The 18,972-nt window shown below is 72.9% G+C and carries 20 protein-coding genes and 1 pseudogene; 11 read left to right on the top strand and 10 right to left on the bottom strand.

Annotated features, from left to right (window positions below):
- Positions 1-17: 17 nt before the first annotated feature.
- Together ACIBX3_RS38445 and ACIBX3_RS38440 are read right to left on the bottom strand one after the other, a co-directional pair.
- Positions 18-736: pseudogene (locus tag ACIBX3_RS38445) on the bottom strand (small ribosomal subunit Rsm22 family protein).
- Positions 737-1,027: 291 nt separating this feature from the next.
- A complete protein-coding gene (locus ACIBX3_RS38440) occupies positions 1,028-1,507 on the bottom strand; it encodes a MarR family winged helix-turn-helix transcriptional regulator (RefSeq protein WP_397125459.1) in 480 nt (159 codons plus the stop codon).
- A 104-nt stretch (positions 1,508-1,611) separates the two neighbouring features.
- On the opposite strand from ACIBX3_RS38440, the gene ACIBX3_RS38435 reads away from it, so the two are divergent.
- On the top strand, positions 1,612-3,192 hold the full coding sequence (locus ACIBX3_RS38435; protein ID WP_397125458.1) for an LLM class flavin-dependent oxidoreductase: 1,581 nt from the start codon (positions 1,612-1,614) through the stop codon (positions 3,190-3,192).
- Here the strand turns inward: ACIBX3_RS38435 and ACIBX3_RS38430 are convergent.
- Positions 3,116-4,375 carry an MFS transporter gene (locus ACIBX3_RS38430; RefSeq protein WP_397125457.1) on the bottom strand — a complete coding sequence of 420 codons (1,260 nt, stop codon included), beginning with the start codon at positions 4,373-4,375 and terminating at the stop codon, positions 3,116-3,118. The two genes, ACIBX3_RS38435 and ACIBX3_RS38430, sit on opposite strands and share 77 nt — an antisense overlap.
- Before the next feature lie 56 nt (positions 4,376-4,431).
- On the opposite strand from ACIBX3_RS38430, the gene ACIBX3_RS38425 reads away from it, so the two are divergent.
- The 5 genes from ACIBX3_RS38425 to ACIBX3_RS38405 all read left to right on the top strand — a co-directional run bounded on the left by ACIBX3_RS38425 (position 4,432) and on the right by ACIBX3_RS38405 (position 7,707).
- Positions 4,432-4,806: a MerR family transcriptional regulator gene (locus ACIBX3_RS38425; RefSeq protein ID WP_397125456.1), complete on the top strand. Its 375-nt coding sequence runs from the start codon at positions 4,432-4,434 to the stop codon at positions 4,804-4,806.
- A 2-nt stretch (positions 4,807-4,808) separates the two neighbouring features.
- On the top strand, positions 4,809-5,537 hold the full coding sequence (locus ACIBX3_RS38420) for a GNAT family N-acetyltransferase (protein WP_397125628.1): 729 nt from the start codon (positions 4,809-4,811) through the stop codon (positions 5,535-5,537).
- A gap of 38 nt (positions 5,538-5,575) precedes the next feature.
- Positions 5,576-5,884, top strand: coding sequence for a hypothetical protein (locus ACIBX3_RS38415; protein ID WP_397125455.1), 309 nt, complete (start codon positions 5,576-5,578; stop codon positions 5,882-5,884).
- Positions 5,885-5,983: 99 nt separating this feature from the next.
- A complete protein-coding gene (locus tag ACIBX3_RS38410; protein ID WP_397125454.1) occupies positions 5,984-6,826 on the top strand; it encodes an LLM class flavin-dependent oxidoreductase in 843 nt (280 codons plus the stop codon).
- 98 nt (positions 6,827-6,924) lie between these two features.
- On the top strand, positions 6,925-7,707 hold the full coding sequence (locus ACIBX3_RS38405; RefSeq protein WP_397125453.1) for a TetR/AcrR family transcriptional regulator C-terminal domain-containing protein: 783 nt from the start codon (positions 6,925-6,927) through the stop codon (positions 7,705-7,707).
- Positions 7,708-7,736: 29 nt separating this feature from the next.
- On the opposite strand, the gene ACIBX3_RS38400 is transcribed toward ACIBX3_RS38405, so the two are convergent.
- Both ACIBX3_RS38400 and ACIBX3_RS38395 read right to left on the bottom strand, forming a co-directional pair.
- Positions 7,737-8,078: a DUF4180 domain-containing protein gene (locus ACIBX3_RS38400; RefSeq protein ID WP_397125452.1), complete on the bottom strand. Its 342-nt coding sequence runs from the start codon at positions 8,076-8,078 to the stop codon at positions 7,737-7,739.
- 90 nt (positions 8,079-8,168) lie between these two features.
- Positions 8,169-8,573 carry a helix-turn-helix domain-containing protein gene (locus tag ACIBX3_RS38395; RefSeq protein ID WP_397125451.1) on the bottom strand — a complete coding sequence of 135 codons (405 nt, stop codon included), beginning with the start codon at positions 8,571-8,573 and terminating at the stop codon, positions 8,169-8,171.
- A 185-nt stretch (positions 8,574-8,758) separates the two neighbouring features.
- Here ACIBX3_RS38395 and ACIBX3_RS38390 point away from each other — a divergent pair, with 185 nt between their 5' ends.
- The 3 genes from ACIBX3_RS38390 to ACIBX3_RS38380 all read left to right on the top strand — a co-directional run bounded on the left by ACIBX3_RS38390 (position 8,759) and on the right by ACIBX3_RS38380 (position 11,029).
- Positions 8,759-9,103, top strand: a complete 345-nt coding sequence (locus ACIBX3_RS38390) for a YciI family protein (protein ID WP_397125627.1) — start codon at positions 8,759-8,761, stop codon at positions 9,101-9,103.
- Positions 9,104-9,169: 66 nt separating this feature from the next.
- On the top strand, positions 9,170-10,426 hold the full coding sequence (locus ACIBX3_RS38385; protein WP_397125450.1) for an RNA polymerase sigma factor: 1,257 nt from the start codon (positions 9,170-9,172) through the stop codon (positions 10,424-10,426).
- 120 nt (positions 10,427-10,546) lie between these two features.
- Positions 10,547-11,029, top strand: coding sequence for a metallophosphoesterase family protein (locus ACIBX3_RS38380; RefSeq protein WP_397125449.1), 483 nt, complete (start codon positions 10,547-10,549; stop codon positions 11,027-11,029).
- Here ACIBX3_RS38380 and ACIBX3_RS38375 read toward each other — a convergent pair.
- The gene (locus ACIBX3_RS38375) at positions 11,022-12,047 is read right to left on the bottom strand and encodes an ABC transporter substrate-binding protein (RefSeq protein WP_397125448.1); all 1,026 of its coding nucleotides are present in this window, start codon (positions 12,045-12,047) and stop codon (positions 11,022-11,024) included. The genes ACIBX3_RS38380 and ACIBX3_RS38375 overlap by 8 nt on opposite strands.
- Before the next feature lie 279 nt (positions 12,048-12,326).
- On the opposite strand from ACIBX3_RS38375, the gene ACIBX3_RS38370 reads away from it, so the two are divergent.
- On the top strand, positions 12,327-13,607 hold the full coding sequence (locus ACIBX3_RS38370; RefSeq protein ID WP_397125447.1) for an FAD-binding oxidoreductase: 1,281 nt from the start codon (positions 12,327-12,329) through the stop codon (positions 13,605-13,607).
- 6 nt (positions 13,608-13,613) lie between these two features.
- On the opposite strand, the gene ACIBX3_RS38365 is transcribed toward ACIBX3_RS38370, so the two are convergent.
- Genes ACIBX3_RS38365 through ACIBX3_RS38350 form a run of 4 tightly spaced genes read right to left on the bottom strand, consistent with a single transcriptional unit; the run spans position 13,614 to position 17,583 of the window.
- The gene (locus ACIBX3_RS38365; RefSeq protein WP_397125446.1) at positions 13,614-14,534 is read right to left on the bottom strand and encodes a hypothetical protein; all 921 of its coding nucleotides are present in this window, start codon (positions 14,532-14,534) and stop codon (positions 13,614-13,616) included.
- The gene (locus ACIBX3_RS38360; protein WP_397125445.1) at positions 14,535-15,605 is read right to left on the bottom strand and encodes a hypothetical protein; all 1,071 of its coding nucleotides are present in this window, start codon (positions 15,603-15,605) and stop codon (positions 14,535-14,537) included.
- Positions 15,602-16,048 (bottom strand): DUF4188 domain-containing protein, encoded by a 447-nt coding sequence (locus ACIBX3_RS38355; RefSeq protein ID WP_397125444.1) that lies wholly within the window; start codon positions 16,046-16,048, stop codon positions 15,602-15,604. Before ACIBX3_RS38355 ends, ACIBX3_RS38360 begins: the two co-directional genes overlap by 4 nt.
- The gene (locus ACIBX3_RS38350; protein WP_397125443.1) at positions 16,045-17,583 is read right to left on the bottom strand and encodes a phenylacetate--CoA ligase family protein; all 1,539 of its coding nucleotides are present in this window, start codon (positions 17,581-17,583) and stop codon (positions 16,045-16,047) included. The genes ACIBX3_RS38355 and ACIBX3_RS38350 overlap by 4 nt, the downstream gene beginning before the upstream one ends.
- A 133-nt stretch (positions 17,584-17,716) precedes the next feature.
- Here ACIBX3_RS38350 and ACIBX3_RS38345 point away from each other — a divergent pair, with 133 nt between their 5' ends.
- A complete protein-coding gene (locus tag ACIBX3_RS38345) occupies positions 17,717-18,847 on the top strand; it encodes a winged helix DNA-binding domain-containing protein (protein ID WP_397125442.1) in 1,131 nt (376 codons plus the stop codon).
- The last annotated feature ends 125 nt before the right edge of the window (positions 18,848-18,972 follow it).

Here is an 18,972-nt window from a genome sequence, read left to right as displayed (position 1 = left end):
GGCGGGGTTCTGGTGCGTTACCGCCGAGTCGAGGCCGGCTTCACGCCTCCCGCCGGGCGGGGGGACGACGATGACGAGCGAGGTGAGCCGGGCCAGGTGTCGCCCCAGCCGGCGTCCCTGGCCCGCCGGTAGAGGTCGCCCTGCCGCTTGGAGACGATCACGTCGCGCACCCCTTCCTGCTCGGTGCACAGGCGCAGGGACACCACGCCCTTGCGTTTCTGCGGATGGCGCAGGACCCGTGCGCCGGCCCCCGGCCACCGGCCGGACGCGGCGGCGACGTAGGAGAACTTCTCGTCCTCGAAGCTCAGCGTGCCCGACTTGACCTGGCGGTGCAGTGAGCTCCTGGGGAGCCTGACGGAGAAGTGGCACCAGTCGCGGCCGGGCTGGATCGGGCAGCGGCCTTCGTGGGGGCAGGGGGCGACGATGGTCATCCCCTGCTCGGCCAGCACCTGCCGGGCCGCGGCGATGGTGGCGTAGCCGGCGGGGGTGCCGGGCTCGATGATGATCACCATGGCGGCGCCGTCGGCGAGCCAGCGTACGACCTGCGGGCGGTCCCGACGTGCGGGTCGCGTTCGATGACGGTGACCTGCCGCAGGCTCGGCCATGTGGCGCCGGCCGCCCAGATCGCCGCGCCGGTGCCGCCGCCCGCGTCCAGGTGGATCGCCGGCTGGAAGCCCCGCGCCAGCGCCGCCGCCTGGCTCATGGCCGTCGCGGCGGCGGCATAGGTGGCGGGCATGCGGTGGGCGGCGTAGGCGGCGACGTCCGCCTGGCTCCGCAGGTGGGCGCCCTCGGGCCTCGAACGACTGCGCACAGCCCCGCGCCGGGCAGGAAGAACGCGGTCCGCGGTTCGGAGGGGTCAGCGCCGGGGCGCGCGGACGTGAAGGCATGCAAAAGAGCTCCTCGATTCGCCATTACCACGCCCCGCACCAGGCCCGTACGCGCCCGTCCAGGGGAAGGGACTCCCCCAGGAGAGCTGCGCCGGCGGCGAACAGGGCACGCGGCCCGCTCCAGGCGGCGGCGAGAAGACTCAGCGGGCCGGGTCGTCACCCTTCGGGGGAGGCCAGACGCGGCCGGTCCTGACGGTGTGCTCGGCCAGGATCGCGCCGATCGCGGCCGCCATCAGGTCGCGATGCTCCCGCGGCAGCTCCGCCGCCAGCGCCTCCAGCCGCTCGGTCGTCCCGTCGTGCGCCAGCACCCCGATCCGCTCGCCGTCGGGGGTCAGCGCGATCCGGCAGGTCCGCCGGTCGCGCGTGTCACGGACGCGGGCCACCAGCCCGCGTTTCTCGGCCCGGTCCACCAGGCCGGTCAGGCTCGACTTCTCCAGGTGCAGCGTACGGCTCAGCTCCGTCATCCCGACGGGCCCGCCGATGAGCAGGCAGAGCAGCTGGGCCTGCTGGGGCGTCAGGTCGTGCTCCCTGCCGACCTCGACGAACACCTGCTGGACCAGATGCGCCAGCCGGACGAGCGCCTCGCTGAAGCGCGGGGCGGGCTGCTTCGTCGTGACCACGCGACCGAGTCTAGTTGACAGCCGTTCGCGACACGAACTATTTTCCTTCGTACAGCCAACTGTTCGTATCACCAACTAATGGGCGCGCGACCCAAGGAGCCTCCATGCCGGACTACGGCCACGACCTGCTCTTCAGCGTCAACATCGTGCCTTCTGCAGAGCACGCCGACACTGTTGTGGCCCTCGCCCAGCTCGCCGAGCGTGCCGGGCTCGATCTCGTCACGTTCCAGGACCACCCGTACCAGCCGGCCCTGCTCGACACCTGGACGCTGCTCGGCTATGTGGCCGCCGCCACCCAGACGATCAGGCTGGCGGGCAACGTGCACCCGCTGCCGCTGCGGCCGCCGGCCATGCTCGCCCAGGCCGCCGCCAGCCTGGACATCCTCAGCGGCGGCCGGTTCGAACTGGCCCTCGGCAGCGGAGGATACTGGGACGCCATCGCCTCCATGGGCGCCCCGCGCCTGACGCCCGGCCAGGCCGTGGACGCGCTCGAGGAGGGCATCCAGATCATCCGCGCCGCCTGGGACACCGGCGCGCCCGGCGGCATCCGGTTCGACGGCGTGCACCACCGGGTCGACGGCGCGCCGCGCGGGCCGCGTCCCGCGCACGACATCGGCATCTGGCTCGGCGCGTACAAGCCCCGCATGCTCCGCCTCACCGGCCGGCTCGCCGACGGCTGGCTGCCCTCGCTCCCCTACCTCAGGAGCGCCGCCGCGCTCGCCGAGGGGAACGCCGTCATCGACGAGGCCGCCGCCGAGGCGGGCCGCTCGCCGGGCGACATCCGCCGCCTGCTCAACCTCGGCGAGGAGCTGCCGCCGGTCCGGCTCGCCGAGCTCGCGCTGGAGCACGGCGTCAGCGTGTTCACCTTCATGGCCGGCGACCCGGCCCAGATCCAGCGCTTCGCCGCGGAGACGGCTCCCGCCGTACGCGAGCTCGTCGCCGCGGAACGCCGCGCCTCACGAGCCGGTACGGAAGCCGCTGAACACCGCGCCCCGCGAGCCGGTACGGAAGCCGCTGAACACCGCGCCACGCAAGCCGGTACGGAAACCGTCCAAGAGCCCGCTTCACCTGGTGCGCCGTCCGGCCTCACCCCGACCCCGGACGACGGCGTACGCCTCAGCGACGTCCGCGTGTGGGACGAGAGCACCCGCCCCACCGCGCCGCGCCCCGACCCCGGCAGGCGCTATACCCCCAGGGAGCAGGCCAACGGCCGGCACCTCATCGACGTCCACGACCACCTGCGCGCCGAGCTCGCCCAGCTGCGCGACCTGATCGGCCAGGTGGCCGCGGGCGCGCTCGGCGCGGAGGCCGCCCGCTCGCACATCAACGCCATGACCATGCGCCAGAACAACTGGACTCTCGGCGCCTACTGCGAGTCCTACTGCCGCCTCGTCACCATGCACCACAGCGGCGAGGACGCGATGATCTTCCCCCGGCTGCGCCGTGCCGAGCCCGCCCTCACCCCCGTGCTCGACCGCCTCAAGGAGGAACACCAGGCCATCCACAAGATCCTGGAGCGGATCGACCGGGCGCTCGTGGCGTTCGTCGCGGACCCGCCTGGACGACCTACGGGCCGCCTGGACGACCTGCGGGCCGCCGTGGACCTGCTCACCGACAGCCTGCTGTCGCATCTGTCGTACGAGGAGCGCGAGCTCGTGGAGCCCCTGGCCAGGCACGGCCTTTAGCGTGCGGCGGCGGGAACGCGTGCCGCCGCGCCACCGCCACGACCGCCAGCGCGCCCGCCACGAGCGGAAGGGCGGTCCACGGCAGCGCCCCCGCCCCCGCGCCCTCCAGCACCACGCCGCCGGCCAGCGACCCGGCGGCGATCCCGAGGTTGTAGACCGTGGTCTGCATGGACGTGGCCACGTCCGCGTTCTCCGGCCCGGAGGCGTCCACCAGCGCCGTCTGCAGCAGCGTCGGCACTCCCCCGAACGCCATCCCCCACAGGGCCACCGCGACCGCCCAGGTCAACCCGCCGAACATCCCCAGCACCGGCATCGCCGCCGCCACCACGGCCAGCACCACCAAGAGCGTCGCCCGAAGCCGGCGGTCGATCACCGCCCCGACGACCCAGATCCCGGCCACTGTCCCGACGCCGAACACGAGCAGCGCCACGCTCGTCGGCACCGCCCCGGACCGCTCCGCGAGCGGGCCCAGGTACGTGTACACCGCCTGGTGCCCGACCAGCACCAGCACGGTCACCCCCAGCACCGTGCGCACGCCGGGCATGACCGCCACCCCCCACCCGCCTCTCCACGCCGCTCCCGGCGCCCGGTCACCGGCCGCCTCGCCGGGGAAGTCCGGCACCGTCCACAGCACCCACGCCACCAGCACGGCCGCCGCGACCGCCAGCCCGCCGAACGCCGCCCGCCACCCGAAGGCCGACGCCAGCGCCGCGCCCGCCGGGATCCCCGCGCACAGCGCGACCGTGATCCCGGCGGAGACGATCGCGATCGCCCGCCCCCGCCGCGCGGCCGGCACCATGCGCGCCGCGTACCCCACCAGCATGGCCCACAGCAGCCCGCCCATGGCCCCGGCCAGCAGGCGCGCCCCGAACGTCACGGCGTAGGACGACGACACCGCGGTCACGGCGTTGAGCAGCGCGAACCCCGCCAGCACCCCGACGAGAACGGGCCGCCGCCGCAACCCCCGCAGCAGCGCCGTCAGCGGGATCGCGGCCAGGAAGGACGCCACGGCGTACCCGGTCACCAGGAACCCGACCCGCCCCTCCGGCACGTCCAAGGCCTCGGCCATCCGCGGCAGCAGCCCGGCGGGCAGCAGCTCGGTCATCACGGCGGTGAAGGCGGCCGTGAACAGCGCCAGCAGTCCCGGCCACGGCATCCGCCCGGCGATCATCGCATCAGACATGCGAACATGCTGGAACCTTCTCATCAATGTGAAGGCAAGGAGGGAGGAGGGAGAACGTGAAGATCGGGCAGCTGTCCCAGCGGACCGGAGTCCCCACCCGGATGCTCCGCTACTACGAGGAGCAGGATCTCCTGAGCCCCGACCGGGCCGGCAACGGCTACCGCGACTATCCCGAGTCGTCGGTCTACCGCGTCCAGCAGATCCGCGGCCTGCTCGACTCCGGGCTCACCACGGAGATCATCCGTCGCATCATCCCGTTCCTCGACAAACCCGACGAGATCCACCTGCACCCGGACTGCCTCACCCCGGAGCTGGCCGGCCTCCTCAGGGCCGAGGCGGACCGCATCAAGCAGCGCGTCGACTGCCTGTCCCGCAACCGCGACAGGATCCTCGCCTACCTGGCCGCCGTCGAGACCGGCCAGGACACGTGAGCATGCGGTCGCTGGCGGGTCTCCTCGCGGACGTCGAGCACGGCAGGCCCCCGGCCCCGGACGGCGGCCTGACGATTCTGCCCCAGCCGTCGCCCCGCGACCTGGGCGTCATCGCGTTCACCGCGCACAGCGTGGTCTTCGCCGACGTCGACCCTGACTGGGTCCGCGGCCGGCTCCCGGCCGGCGATCTGTCGGCCCCGCTCTGCCCGCCGTTCCTGCAGGCCCTCGCGGAGCGGACCGGGCGCGGGATCGGCAGCCTGGACCAGCTCGTCCTGGCCGGGCCGCTCGACGGCCCGCCTCCGGCACGGCTGGACGAGATCACCGGCGCCGATCATCCGCGGGTGCGGCGGGCCCGCAGGTACCGCGACCGGGTACGCGTGTGGACGTGCGCGGGCGGCGTGCTGGCGGTGGGACGCGGCGTCGCGGGACGCTGGGAGGCGGCGGTCGAGGTCGAGCCGGAGCACCGGGGCCGCGGGCTCGGCCGGCTCCTGGCCAGATCCGCTCGCCACCTCGTACACGCCCCCATGTGGGCGCAGGTCGCCCCGGGCAACGCGGCCAGCGTGCGGGCCTTCCTCGCGGCCGGCTACCAGCCCGTGGGCGCCGAGGTTTTGTTCCCCAGACCGGACGTGTCCGTCCCCGGCGATCCCTTTCGGAGTTTGCCGGTCAAGAGCCCCCCGTTGGGCGAAACCGAACGTGGCGGTCCGCCGGCCCCACAAGATCGCTACGTATAGTGATGGCCGATGTCACATCGTGATCACAGGGGGGAATCATGAGAAGTAGCCTCATCGCCGCCGGCGGTGCGTTCCTCGCCGCGGCCGTGCTGTTCGGCGGCGCCACCCCGGCCACCGCCACCCCGGCCACCGCCACCGCGGACAGGGACAGGTGGGACGGATCCTGGAGCAACTGGGCCCAGCACAACCCGGAGCGCTGCGGTCTCGGGCTCAACGACGACACGACCTACCACCACGTCACCGCGCAAGGCGTGTTCGCCGGCACCCGCGACGCCGACGCCTGCAGGGACGACAGGCGCGGCGACGTCAACGCGGAAGACGACGACTGGTCGGGCATCGGCGACTGATCTCCCCAGCGCATTCCCGGGTCCCGGCACCGCCCTGCGGCCGCCGGGGCCCCGGCGTCTGCTGAGCCACAGGAGCAGTGACCCCGGTAACCTGATCCGATGCGACTCGGTGTGAACGTCCCCAACTTCGGCCCCGGCACCGACCCCGGCGTCCTTCGGCAATGGGCGCTGACCGTCGAGGGGCTCGGATTCGACCTGCTCATGGTCTCCGACCACGTGGTGATCACCCCTGACGTCGCGGAGCAGTACCCGGCGCCGTTCTACGAGCCCTTCACCACCCTGGCCTGGCTCGCCGGCGCCGCCACCCGGATCGGGCTCGGCACCACGGTCCTCATCGTGCCGTACCGTCATCCGCTGCTCGTGGCCCGCATGGCGGCCAACCTCAACGACCTCAGCGGCGGGCGGCTGGTGCTCGGCGTGGGCGTCGGATGGGCGCGGCAGGAGTTCGAGGCCCTGGGAGTGGCGCACGGCCGGCGCGGCCGGCTGACCGACGAGCATCTGGCCGCCATCCGCGCCGCCTGGGCCGACGAGGGCGACTACCGGTCCGGCGGCGTGCCGATCTGGGTGGGCGGCGGCAGCGACGCGGGCCTGCGCCGGGCGGCGCGCTTCGGCGATGCGTGGCACCCGCTCAGGAACACCCTCCCCTGGCTGCGCGAGTCGCTGCCGCGGCTGGCGGCGATCGCCGGCGAGCAGGGCCGTCCGGTGCCGGCCTTCGCGCCCAGGATCCTGCTGCGGCTGACGGACGCGCCGGTGACGGGCGCGGACCGGCGCGCCGGCGAGGGCACGATCGAGCAGGTCGCCGACGACCTCGAGCAGCTGCGCGGGCTCGGCGCGGAGACCGTCGTCCTGGACCCCTTCGTGGGCGACCCGGACGAGACGCTGCGCCCGGAGGCGGCCTGGCAGATGCTGGCCACCGTGGCCGCCCACCGACCGGCCGGATGAGCCGGGCGCCTGCTCCCCTGTGCGGGTGAGGGTGGGATGTGGGCCCGCTGATAGGCTTTATGCCGTAAGGAGTCCTGTCCGCGAGGAGAATCGCCGCGTTGGTCGTTTACGCCGGGCAGGGTGACGCGCGCCGTTCGATGGCGCTCCTGTGGCGCACCGAGGAGCGGGGAGAGACGCGGCCCGGGCCCAAACCGGGGCTCAGCGTCGACGTGATCGTCGACGCCGCCATCGCGGTGGCCGACGCCGAGGGCATGGCGGCCCTGTCCATGCGCAAGGTCGGCGAGCGGCTCGGCCGCACGGGGATGGCGCTCTACACGTACGTGCCGAGCAAGGGCGAACTGGTCGACCTCATGTACGACCGGGCCCTGGCGGAGCTGCCCGCCGACTACGACCTGAGCGGCGGCTGGCGCCCGGCCGTCACCGCGTGGGCCGAGCACCTGCGAGCCTTCTACCTGCGTCATCCATGGGTGCTGCAGGTGTCCCAGGCCCGCCCGGTGCTCGGGCCGAACGAGTTCGCGATGCTGGACACCGTGGTCGGCATCCTGCGGCTGACGGGGCTGCGGCCCGGCCGGCTGCGTGGCGTGGTGGCGCTGCTGTTCGACTTCGTCCGCGGCGCGGCCAGGACGGTCGCCGAGTCCCGGCAGGCGCCGTCGGAGACCGGCGTGCCGGACGAGGAGTGGTGGAAGGCGCGCTCGATCATGCTGGAGGAGGTGGCGCCCGGGTTCGCGGCGCGCTTCCTCATGGTGAAGTGGGTGGAGTCCGAGGACGACGGGCCCCGGGAGGGCGAGCCGCACCTGGAGCACCGGGTCGGCGAGACGTTCGGGGTGGGCCTGACCGTGCTGCTCGACGGCATCGAGGCGGCCGTACGCGGCCCTGTCTGATGTCAGGGCCTGATATCAGACCCTGACAATCAGGCGCGCCGGGCCGCGAGCTCGTCCAGGTCGCGTACGAACCAGAGGTGGTTGCCCCGGTTGGACTCCCGCACCCAGGCACTCAGGGCGGAGCCGGTCTCGGTGAAACGGGAGATGTCGCCGACGACGGCCAGGCCGAGCCGGTAGTTGACGAACTTCTGCGCGATCTCCCCCGCCACGCCGGTGCGCAGGGAGAAGAAGTCCTCGTGCAGGCGCTCGACGGGCACGGCGACCCAGGTGGCGCCGTGCCCCCACGCCTCGCCGATGAGGTCGAGCGCGTCGCGGTCGTCGCGCAGGAGCGGGCCGTCGGCCGCGCACACGTGAACGCTGTCATCAAGCACGGGTGGTCTCCCAGGAAGTCGATGATCTTTCGGGTGCGGGCGGCGATGCAGGTGCCCGCCCGCGAGGAGCAGATCGCGCTCACGCCGCCCTCAGTCCCGGACCAGCGCGTCGACGATCCGCAACACCTGGGCGGCGGCTTCGAGCCCGCCCAGCACGATGATCTTCACGTGGGCGCGTTCCTCGTCGTAGACGAACTCCACGCGCAACCCGTGCGGCCGCCCGGCGAGGGCGCCCATGACCATCGTGCTGATCCGATCCATCGCGGCCCGGTCGACGCCGTCGATCTGCACGATGCTGGACACCTCGGCGTGCCGCGGCCGCGCCTCCGGTGCGCCGACCGGCATGCCGGCGAAGGCCGCCAGGTCGTCCTTGGCGATCCGGTACCGCTTGCCGATCCGCACGGCGGGCAGCCGTCCGTCCCGCACGTAGTTCCGCACGGTCTTGACGTGCAGCCCCAGCAGCCCGGCGACCTGCTCCACGGTGTATTGCTCCATAACATTCCCTAAGATAGGGCATATCAGGGAGTATTCGGGAATGTCAGACCTCCCGAACGGGCTCCGGATCCCCCCGCCGCCCTCGGCCGGGAAAACGGCCGCGGACTCGGAAATGCGTCCTGAGCTGGGGTTACACAACTGCCTTGATCGGGTTGCGGGCCGTCTAGGATGGCCGGGTGAAGTACATGCTGATGATCTACGCCAACCCCGAGTCGCAGCAGGCCGTCGCCGAGCGGGCCGACGAGGTGATGGCCGAGGTCGACGCGCTGATGAAGGAGCTCGGCGAGAGCGGCGAGCTGGTCGGCGGGCAGGCCTTGGACGGGCCGGGCGGCGCCAGGACCGTGAAGGTGCGGGGCGGCGTCCCGGCGGTCACCGACGGGCCGTTCCTGGAGGCCAAGGAGTTCCTGGCGGGCTATTTGATCGTCGAGTGCGACGGGGTGGAGCGGGCCACGGAGATCGCGGCGCGCTGGCCGGACGCGAAGCTGTGCGCGATGGAGGTACGCCCGATCATCGACGAGGTGGAGGGGTGAGCCGCACGCCGGTGACGGGACGACGCGGCCCCGGAGCGAGAGCGTGAGCGACCGCGGGGATCAGGGGTGAGCAGGGCCGGGGAGCGGGGGCCTGGCGACGTCGGGGAGCTGCTGCGGGAGCTGGCGCCGCAGGTGCTCGGCATCCTCGTACGCCGCTACGAACAGTTCGACACCTGCGAGGACGCCGTCCAGGAAGCTCTGCTCGACGCGGCCGTGCAGTGGCCGGAGAGCGGGCTGCCGGACAACCCGCGGGCATGGCTGATCACCGTCGCCTCGCGCCGGGTCATCGACCACATGCGCAGCGAGCACGCGCGGCGGCGGCGCGAGGAGAGCGTCGCGGTGAGCGTGCCCGCCGACGAGTTCGTGGCGCCGGCGCCGGGCGAGGAGCGGCCCGGCGACCAGGACGACACGCTGACGCTGCTGTTCCTGTGCTGCCATCCCGCGCTGTCGAAGCCCTCGCAGCTGGCGCTCACGCTGCGGGCGGTGGGCGGGCTGACGACGGCTCAGATCGCCAGCGCGTTCCTGGTGCCCGAGGCGACGATGGCGCAGCGCATCAGCCGGGCCAAGCAGCGCATCAAGGCCACGGGCGCACCCTTCGCGATGCCGCCGGAGGCCGAGCGCGCCGACCGGCTGCGCGTGGTGCTGCACGTGCTGTACCTCATCTTCAACGAGGGCTACACCGCCACCTCGGGGCCCGAACTGCACCGCACCGAGCTGACCGGCGAGGCGATCAGGCTCGCGAGGGCGGTGCGCCGGCTGCTGCCCGGCGACGGCGAGGTGGCCGGGCTGCTGGCGCTCATGCTGCTCACCGAGGCGCGGCGCCCGGCGCGCACGGGGCCGGACGGGCGGTTGATCCCGCTCGCCGAGCAGGACCGGAGCCTGTGGGATCGGCGGCTCGTCGACGAGGGCGTCGAGCTGGTCACCAAGGCGCTGTCCACGACGGCGCTGGGCCCCTACCAGCTGCAGGCGGCCATCGCGGCCGTGCACGACGAGGCGGCGACGGCGGAGGAGACCGACTGGCCGCAGATCCTCGCACTGTACGGCGTGCTGTCCGGCATGGACGACAACCCGGTCGTCAAGCTCAACCACGCGGTCGCCGTGGCCATGGTGCGAGGCCCGCGGGCCGGGCTCGGCCTGCTCGAACGCCTGGCGGCCGACGAGCGGATGGCGGGACACCACCGGCTGGCCGCGGTACGCGCGCACCTGCTGGAGATGGCCGGCGACACGGCGGCGGCGGTGGCGGGGTACGCGGAGGCGGCCGGGCTGACCATGAGCCTGCCGGAGCGGCGGTACCTCGAGGACCGAGCCTCCCGCCTGTCTTGACACTGTTTTCCGGCGCTGCGGTGATCGAGGATCCCGCCGGCTGCCGGCGCCGGCCGCGCAGCTCGTCCGCGCCGCCCCGCGGGCACGGCTGGATGGGCGGCGCGGGGGCAGGAGAAGGGGGTGAACGTGGTGGTGCTGTCCGATACCCACGCGCCCAGGCGCTGGCGCTCGTGCCCGCCCGAAGTCGCCGAGCACCTGCGCGACGTGGACGTCATCCTGCACGCGGGGGACGTCTGCGTCGCGTCCGTGCTCGGCGAGCTCGCCGCGTACGCGCCGGTTCACGTGGTGAAGGGCAACAACGACGGCCCCGACGTGGTGGCGCCGGAGACCCTCGACCTGACCCTGGACGGGCTGCGGATCGGCATGATCCACGACAGCGGCCCGGCCAAGGGCCGGCCGGCGCGCCTGCGGCGCCGGTTCCCCGAGGCGGACCTGGTGGTGTTCGGGCACTCGCACATCCCGCTCGACGAGTCGGGCGAGGGCCTGCGGATCTTCAACCCGGGCTCCCCCACCGACCGCCGCCGCCAGCCGCACGGCACGGTGGGCCTGCTCACCATCGAGGACGGCGTCCTGACCCGGGCCGAGATCGTGGCCGTCACTTGACGACGTCGTCGCGCGCCTTCTCCAGGTTGGCCTTGAGCTCCTCCATGACCTGGGCGTAACCGAGGTAGCTGTAGCGCTCGGCCGCGCGCCACGGGTAGACCTGCCCCGCCTTGACCGCGGGCAGCTCGGCCCACGTCGGCTTCCCGGCCATCTCCTCGATCTTCATCGACTGGGCGCGGGCGTCCACGAGAATCACGTCGGCCTGGTACTTGTCGGCGTTCTCCCAGCTCACGACCTCCCAGAAGCCGCCCTCCGAGGGCTTGGGCGGGGAGACGACGTTCAGGCCCAGCTCGCTCCAGTACTTGATGTCGGGGTGGTCGGGCATGTAGGTGACGTACAGGGTCTCCGGGGACCCTGCGACGATCATGACCTTCAGGTCGGGCTTGGCCGCGGCGAGGGCCTTGAGCGCGGCGCTCGCGGCGTCGAAGCGGTTCTTGGCCTCCACCACGGGGGCCGCCTTCGGGTCCGCGCCGAGCGCGGCGGCCAGCTCGCCGTACTTCTCGATGATCTCCACCAGGGGCCTGCCGCTGAGCTGCACGCCCACCGAGGGCGCGACCTGGTCGACCGCCTGGGCGAACTCCGCCGGGACGTACCAGAGCGTGTTCTTCTCGTACATGCCCGCCACCATCAGGTCCGGCTGGAGCGAGGCGTACTTCTCGACGTTGAACTCGCCGAAGGCGTTCCCGATCGACTCCACCTTCGTGATGTCGACCTCGCCCACCGCCCGGTCGCGGGTGCCGTCCTTGAGCCTGTGCGGGCCGAACACCGCGATGGGCCGTACGCCGAAGTCCCACAGCGCGGCCGCCGTGTCGAACTGGGCGACGACGCGCTGCGGCCGCCGCGGCAGCGAGATGTTCTTGCCCCGGTCGTCGGTCCAGGTCCAGGGGCCCTGTCCCGGCGCCGTCGAGGAGGCCGGGGCGGCGGCGGGCGGCGAGGCCGTGCCGCCACAGGCGCTCACGCCCAGCGCGGCGGCGAGGCCGAGCGCCGCGGCAAGGATGCGTCGCGGGACAGTGGCCATGAACTCTCCTCTTCGGTGCACGCTTCGCCCTTGTGGACAAAAGATTAGCTTAGCCTTACCTAACCGAAAAGCCTCGGCCGGCGTACGACTTCAGCGGCAGGCGCACCGCCGCCCGCGTACGACCGGCGTCGTAGCGCGGATGGAGACGACGGCCCGATTCCGATCCCGGCCGGCGGCAAGATCCTGGAGTCCTTAAGAGGGCCGGTAAGGCGATGGGAACGAAGCCGTAAGCGCCCTCCAGCACAGTGGTCGCAGATCACCTAAGCGAAGGGCACCCAGATGAGCCGGCCGTACATCATCCAGGACGAGATCACCCTCCCCGGTTTCCAGGGCGCCGTGCACCTGCCGGGCCAGGACACGTACGACGAGCTGCGCCGCTCGTTGAACCCCAGCGTCGACGCCCGCCCGGCGCTGGTCGCCGAGGCGTACGGGCCGGCGGACGTGCGGACGGCGCTGCTGGCGGCGCGGGCGAACGGGGTGCCGTTCGCGGTGCAGGCGACCGGCCACGGCACGCACGCCGCGCCCGACGGCGGCGTGCTGGTCAGGACGTCACCGATGGCGTCGGTGCTGGTGGACCCGGTCCGCAGGGTCGCCCGGGTGGGGCCGGGCGCGCGCTGGGGCCAGGTCATCGCCGCCGCGGCGCCGTTCGGCCTGGCGCCGCTGTCCGGGTCGGCGCCCTCGGTCGGCGTCACCGGGTTCACGCTGGGCGGCGGGCTCGGGTGGCTGGCGCGCAAGCACGGCTTCGCCGCCGACAGCGTCGTGCGCGCCGAGGTCCTGCTGGCCGACGGCAGGCACGTCACGGCGAGCGCGAGCAGCCATCCCGAGCTGTTCTGGGCGCTGCGCGGGGGCGGCGGCGGGTTCGGCGTCGTGACCTCCCTGGAGTTCCGGCTCTACCCGGTCTCGCAGGTCTACGCCGGGTTCGCGTACTTCCCCGTCGAGGCGGCGGCCGCCACCCTGGACGCGTACCGGACGTGGATCGACGACGCCCCCGACGAGCTCAGCACCGCGATCGTGCTCAAGCGCATGCCCGCCGACGGGCCGCTGCCCGGCCGGCACGTGATGATGGTGAAGGTCGTGTACACCGGCGAGGCCGCCGAGGGCAGGCGGCTGCTGGCGCCGCTGTGGCGGGCGGCCGGCCCGGCACTGCTGGACGAGACCCGGACGATCGCGTACGCCGGCACGGCGATGGGCGGCACCCCGAACCGGCACATGGACATGTTCGACGCGGTCCCCGGTGAGGTCGCCGACATCCTGGTGGCGGCCGCCGATCACGCGCAGACGGTCGAGATCCGGCACTGGGGCGGCGCGATGGGCCGCCCGGGTCCGGACGCGGGCCCGGTCAGCCACCGCGGCACCAAGCTGTCGGTCATCGTGGACACCCCGGTGCCCGGCCTGGCCGACGCGCTGCGCCCGTACGCCAACGGCGGTACGTTCCTCAACTTCCTGTCCGACCCGGGTCGTACGGCGGCCGCCTACACCGCGGCCGACTACGACCGGCTGCGGAAGGTCAAGCGGGCCTACGACCCGGACGGCTTCTTCCGCGTCGGCCACGTGGTCTGACCGGGGCTACGACCGCTTCACCCGCGGGGACGGCACGGCGGCCGCCTTCGGGCGGCCGACGCGGGCCACGTGCAGGAGGGATGCGGGATCGTCCACCCCCAGCCGCTGCGCCAGCACCTCCCGGGTCGGGGCGCAGTCGATGATCTGGCTCAGCGGGTGCGTGGTGTAGCCGAGGCCCGACAGCGTCAGCCAGTGCCGCATCAGCACGCGACCCTGCTCCACCTCGTCCCCCGCCGCCCCGACCAGCACCAGCACGTCGCCGTCGTAGTCCAGCAGCCCCCGGGAGGCCCCGGCAAGCAGCCGCGGCAGGCCGAGCGGGCGCAGGGCCGGGTACAAGGCGAGCGAGGCGCGCAGGGCGAGCGCCTCGAACCGGCCGAGGGTCAGGGCCCGGTCGCTCAGGCCGTCGAGCAGGTAGCGGCGGTGCCGCCGGGTGAGCCGCAGCCACGCGCGCAGCTCCCGTGTCACCTCCCGGTCCCCGAACTGGTGCAGGTCCGCCGCGCGCAGCAGGTCCGCCAGATCGCGGCAGGCCACCCGCCGCATCCCGGCCAGCCCTTCGGCCACCTCGTCGGGCAGCCGTCCCGGATGGTACTCGCCGCGGTTGGCGCCGCGGGCCCGGACGTCCGCCGTCGTGAACGGAGTACGGTACGGCTCCGCCGCCCTGTGCAGGAAGCCCACCCGCAGCGGCCCGGGGTCGGGGCGGAAGGCGATGCCGAGCCCCGCGTCCGCGCACACGATCAGGCAGCACTCGACGAACGCGCCCATGCTGAGCCGCAGATCACGGCCCGTGGGGTCGCTGACGGGCAGTTCCCTGCCGGGGTCCCAGCCCACCGCGACCTCGTCGGCGGCGTAGGTGAGCGTCCACGGCTGGGTGTTGTGCGCGCTGGGCGCACACCAGAAGTCGGGCTCGAGCGCCCGCAGCTCGTTCACTCAGAGATCCTTGGCGTAGAAGGTGTAGCCGTGCAGCGGGCGCCCGCCCATCGCGACGTACTGGGCGGCGGAGCCGGGGTTGGTGCGCTCGACGTACGTGCTGCGCAGCGTGTGGTACCCGCCCCGGCGCAGACCATCGTGCAGCTCCCGCGAGAGCAGCCGCATGTAGCCGTGACCCTGCTCGCCGGGGACCGTGCCCTTGATGATGAGCACCGCCTCGCGGCGGTATCGGGAGCGGGTGGCGAGGAGGCGGAGCTGACGCAGCAGATGCAGATTGCCCCGACGTCTCACGACAAATTCTGAAATGTCGGGTAGGCACAGCACGAACGCCACCGGCCGCTCCGCCTTCGTCAGGTACAGCAGCAGCGCCTCGTCCAGCAGGTACGCCAGCCCGTCCGTCTGCGCCGCCAGCTGCTCGGCGGAGATCTCGGTGTAGTAGCCGAGCTGCGCGAAACTGGCGTTCAGCATCTCGCGCAGGATCGGCAGCTGCTCCCGGACCCGCCGGCGGTCGCCCCGATGCACCCGCAGCCGCTCGGCCTCGATCCGCGCGTCGTCGAACGCGAACACCGGCTTCTCCGGCACCGGGCAGATCCACGTGTCGGACTCGAAGCGGCGGGCGAACCCGTACGTCTCGTACGCGACCGGATAGTACGGATGGTTCCAGGCGCTGTCGATGAAACCGCGCTCGCCGAAGCCCGAGGTGATGACGCCGCCCGCCTGGTTGGGCAGCAGCGAGACCGGCCCGAACGCGGTCTGCCGCCCCGCGGCCCGCCCGGCCGCGCGGATGCCGTCGAACAGCTCCTCGGCCGCCCCCTCCGCGAACTCCGTCAGCCCGAACAGCTGCGCGGGAACGCCCAGCTTGGCGTCCAGCGCGGCGTCGGTGTGCAGCGTGGTCCGGGCCACGACCTGGCCGCGCCGGCGCAGCACGTACATCCGCACCCCCTGCCGGAACCACGTGCGGACCTGCGCGTGCAGCGGCGGGACGAAGCGCGGCTCGCCGGCGTAGACGCGGTCGGTGAGGGACAGGAAGGCGCGCAGGTCGCGGCGGGTCTCGACCGGCTCCAAGCTCACGGGCGTCTCACCGGCGGGCCCGCGCCGTCCTCGGCCGACAGCGGCGTGAACGTCTCGATGTGCGCCATCGGGCCGCCCTCGGCCCGCCAGACACCGTTGCTGTAGCCCTCGGGCTCGGCGTTGTAGAGCCGGATGTAGCCGCCGGTGGCGTTCTTCGTGCCGTCCGTCACCCACTGCATGAGCTTGCGATGGTGCCGGCTGCGGGCGAAACGCAGCAGCGCGTCGCGGTCCTCGAAGAACGCGAGCGTGCCGAGCGTGAACGGGAACTCCCAGTAGACCTTGTGCCAGCGGTAGCCGCGCATCCGCTTCATGTCGCGCACCATGCGGAACCACGTCAGCGTCAGCGTGAGTATCGACAGCGGCCCCCGGTAGCGGGTGGCCCCGACGAACATCGCCGTCGCCTGCCCCTGCGGCGGAGCCTTGCTGAAATCCGTGGTCCTCATGCGTCCTTCACCAGGTAGACGTTCTTCATTTTGGTGAGCCCCGCGAACGGGCCCGCACCCAGGTCGTAGATCTTGACCCGCAGGTCGGCGGCCGTCGGGTCCTCCTTGAGCGACTCGGCGAAGTCGCGCGAGACGGCGCTCAGGTGGGCCACGACGCCCTTGCGGCAGACGGCCGCCAGCTCCTCGCGGTCCACGTCGCCGCGCACCTCGAGGTTGATCACCGGACGGTACTCCAGGCCCGGCAGCTCCTCCAGCGACAGGCAGAACCTGTTGATCGCGGCCGCGTACGGATTGCCCTGGTAGAGGCCGTACTCGACGTCCTGCGGATACAGGTTCGCCCCCATGTACGAGATCGTCGAGTCCTTGCGGCCGAACAGGAACAGCAGCGGCAGGTTCAGCCGCTCGTCGGTCCACGCGCGCTCGTACGCGCCGGCGCCCAGCGCCGCCTTGACCTCGGCGAGCGTGTGCAGGCGGGCCTCGTCGCCGACGTTGTAGCGGAGCTTGGGCTGCAGGCAGCTCTTGGTGTTGATGGTGCACAGCAGCTCGCCGTCCGCGTTCACCTCCAGGAACGTCTCCAGCGGGTTGTAGTGGAAGATCATCGGCAGCCGCTGCTCGCCGGGGCCCAGCAGCCGGTCCCGCAGCCCCTGGTCGGAGGCCAGCCGCTTGCGCAGCCACACGCTGAACCCGCTCTCCGCGCCCATGCCGATCGTCAGGTCGCTCGCCCCGTAGCCCGAGCGCACCTCCTCGAAGCGCTCCTCCAGGTAGTCGCGCAGCGCCTCCGTCATGCCCTCGCCGCCGACCATGCCCCGGATGCGGTAGTCCCGCCACGGGAACCCCGCCTCGTCGAGCCGGTCACGCAGGTGCTTGAGGAACGGCGGGTAGGCGGCCACCACGTAGTCGTAGCCGGGTCCGAAGTGCTCCAGCGTGTCGGCGATCTTCTCCAGGTCGGGGCCGGTGTTCTTGACCATCGCGACGCGCGCCATGGCCGTGCCCGTGGTGGTGCCGGTGGCCCACGCGCCCATCGAGTACGCGTTGATCACGAACAGCCGGTCGCCGGGGAAGACCAGCTCGATGTACCCGGCGGCGTTGCGGTAGATGCCCTTGAGCTCGCGCGGCCCGCGTACCCAGTTGTACGGCTTGCCGCTCGACCCCGACGACTCGTCCACGATCACGCCCGCCCGGTGCAGCCTGCCCTCCTGGCAGCGGCTCTCCTCGTCGTATGCGCCGGCGTAGTTCTGTTTGGTGGTCTCCGGGAAGTCCGCCAGCCGCCTGGCGTTCCCGGCGCCGTTCGCCCGCAGGAAGTGCCGGTAGGCGGGCACGTCCACGGCGGCGAACTGGCAGGCCACCCTGGCGTGCCGGGCGGCCACCCGGTCCAGCGCGGGATGGTACGTGCGCGCGACGAACCGCCAGACGGCGGGGTGCATCGCGCCCATCCGGTAAGCGCCGGTCAGGAACCAGGAGTAGGCCTGGAGCCTGACCCGGCGCCAGCGCTGCCGGGAGGTGAGCGGCCCGAGGACGGGACTGAGGCGGGTCATGAGGGGTGAGACTACTGATTCCCCATTGAGGATCGCTTTACGACCACTTTAACGGCAGGGGCCTGCCGCAAATGCGGCAAGAATCTTTCCGCATTCCGTTCTACCGTGGGCACACCGAACCGAGGAGGACGTGGTGATCGAACTGTCGTGGCCGCAGGTGAGCGCGCGGCGGCTGGAGCGGGCCGGGCTGGGCGCGGCCCCCGCGCACGCGAGCCCCGCCGAGGCCGTGGCGGCCATGTGCGGGGCGCACGCCCAGGTGATGTCGGGCGCCGAGGCGTCCATCGGCCTGCGGCTCGGCGGCGTCACCCGGGCGCACGTGCGCGAGGCGCTGCGCGACGGGCGCGGCCTGGTCAAGACGTACGGGCCGCGCGGCACGGTGCACCTCCTGCCGGCCCGCGACCTGCCCAGATGGGTGAACGCGCTGTCGTCCGTGCCGAACGCGCACCGCGGCGCCCCTCCGTCCACCAGGATGACGCCCGAGCAGACCGACCAGGTGGTGGCGGCGATCCGCGAGGTGGTCGCCGTGGCAGAGATGACGATCGACGAGTTGAGCGACGCGGTCGTCGCCGCCACGGGGCCGTGGGCCGGTGACCTCGTCATGCCCGCGTTCGGGGGCATGTGGCCGCGGTGGCGGCAGGCGATGGCGCTCGCGGCGCACCGAGGCGCGTTCGTCTTCGGCGCGGGCCGGGGCCGCAAGGTCACCTACACCGCCCCGCCCGACACGCCGCACGTGACGACGGATGGGCTCGGGTGGCTGGTCAGGAGCTATCTCACGGCGTACGGGCCGGCCACGCCCGAGCAGTTCGCGCAGTGGATCGAAGGGCCGGTGCGGTGGGCGGCCCAGGCGTTCGAGGAGGCGGGGGTGGAGGAGGTGCTGTTCGCGGGGCGGCGGGCCTGGGTGGTCGCGGGCGACACGGCGGCGCCCGCGGATCCGCCGCGGGGCGTGCGGCTGCTGCCGTACTTCGACGCGTACCTGGTGGCGGGGCGGCCGCGCGAGCTGCTCTACCCGGGCGCGGCGGCGCAGCGGGCGCTGGCCGGCGGCCAGGCGGGGAACTTTCCCGTGCTGCTGGTGGACGGGAGGGTGGGCGGCGTCTGGCACCAGCGGCGCTCCGGCAGCAAGATCGACGTCACCGTGGAGCCGCTCCGCGACCTCACCCCCGCGCAACTGCGCGAGCTGGACGAGCAGGTGGAGCGGGTGGGGGAGGTGCTGGAGGCCCGGCCGCGGCTGACCATCGGCACGGTCACCGTCGGGCCGCACGCCTGAAGTCCTCCGCGCCGCCCTCGCGCGCGGTCCCGGGCCGCTAGAGTTTGTGATCAACGAGGTCGCTCGCCGCGAGCGGGATCACGTGCGGCCTGGTGTCCAGCGAGAGCGAGCACAGGAACAGGTGT

This window comes from Nonomuraea sp. NPDC049480 (assembly GCF_044465905.1).
Classification (GTDB): Bacteria; Actinomycetota; Actinomycetes; order Streptosporangiales; family Streptosporangiaceae; genus Nonomuraea.
This window is presented reverse-complemented; position numbering and strand designations above follow the sequence as displayed.

Excerpts from the sequence above, each read along its gene's own strand:
- ACIBX3_RS38430 (WP_397125457.1), bottom strand. The coding sequence starts at position 4,375 with ATGTCTGATGCGATGATCGCCGGGCGGATGCCGTGGCCGGGACTGCTG.
- ACIBX3_RS38420 (WP_397125628.1), top strand. The coding sequence starts at position 4,809 with ATGCGGTCGCTGGCGGGTCTCCTCGCGGACGTCGAGCACGGCAGGCCC.
- ACIBX3_RS38415 (WP_397125455.1), top strand. The coding sequence starts at position 5,576 with ATGAGAAGTAGCCTCATCGCCGCCGGCGGTGCGTTCCTCGCCGCGGCC.
- ACIBX3_RS38395 (WP_397125451.1), bottom strand. The coding sequence starts at position 8,573 with ATGGAGCAATACACCGTGGAGCAGGTCGCCGGGCTGCTGGGGCTGCAC.
- ACIBX3_RS38375 (WP_397125448.1), bottom strand. The coding sequence starts at position 12,047 with ATGGCCACTGTCCCGCGACGCATCCTTGCCGCGGCGCTCGGCCTCGCC.
- ACIBX3_RS38355 (WP_397125444.1), bottom strand. The coding sequence starts at position 16,048 with ATGAGGACCACGGATTTCAGCAAGGCTCCGCCGCAGGGGCAGGCGACG.
- ACIBX3_RS38390 (WP_397125627.1), top strand. The coding sequence starts at position 8,759 with ATGCTGATGATCTACGCCAACCCCGAGTCGCAGCAGGCCGTCGCCGAG.
- ACIBX3_RS38435 (WP_397125458.1), top strand. The coding sequence starts at position 1,612 with ATGCCGGACTACGGCCACGACCTGCTCTTCAGCGTCAACATCGTGCCT.
- ACIBX3_RS38370 (WP_397125447.1), top strand. The coding sequence starts at position 12,327 with ATGAGCCGGCCGTACATCATCCAGGACGAGATCACCCTCCCCGGTTTC.
- ACIBX3_RS38350 (WP_397125443.1), bottom strand. The coding sequence starts at position 17,583 with ATGACCCGCCTCAGTCCCGTCCTCGGGCCGCTCACCTCCCGGCAGCGC.
- ACIBX3_RS38410 (WP_397125454.1), top strand. The coding sequence starts at position 5,984 with ATGCGACTCGGTGTGAACGTCCCCAACTTCGGCCCCGGCACCGACCCC.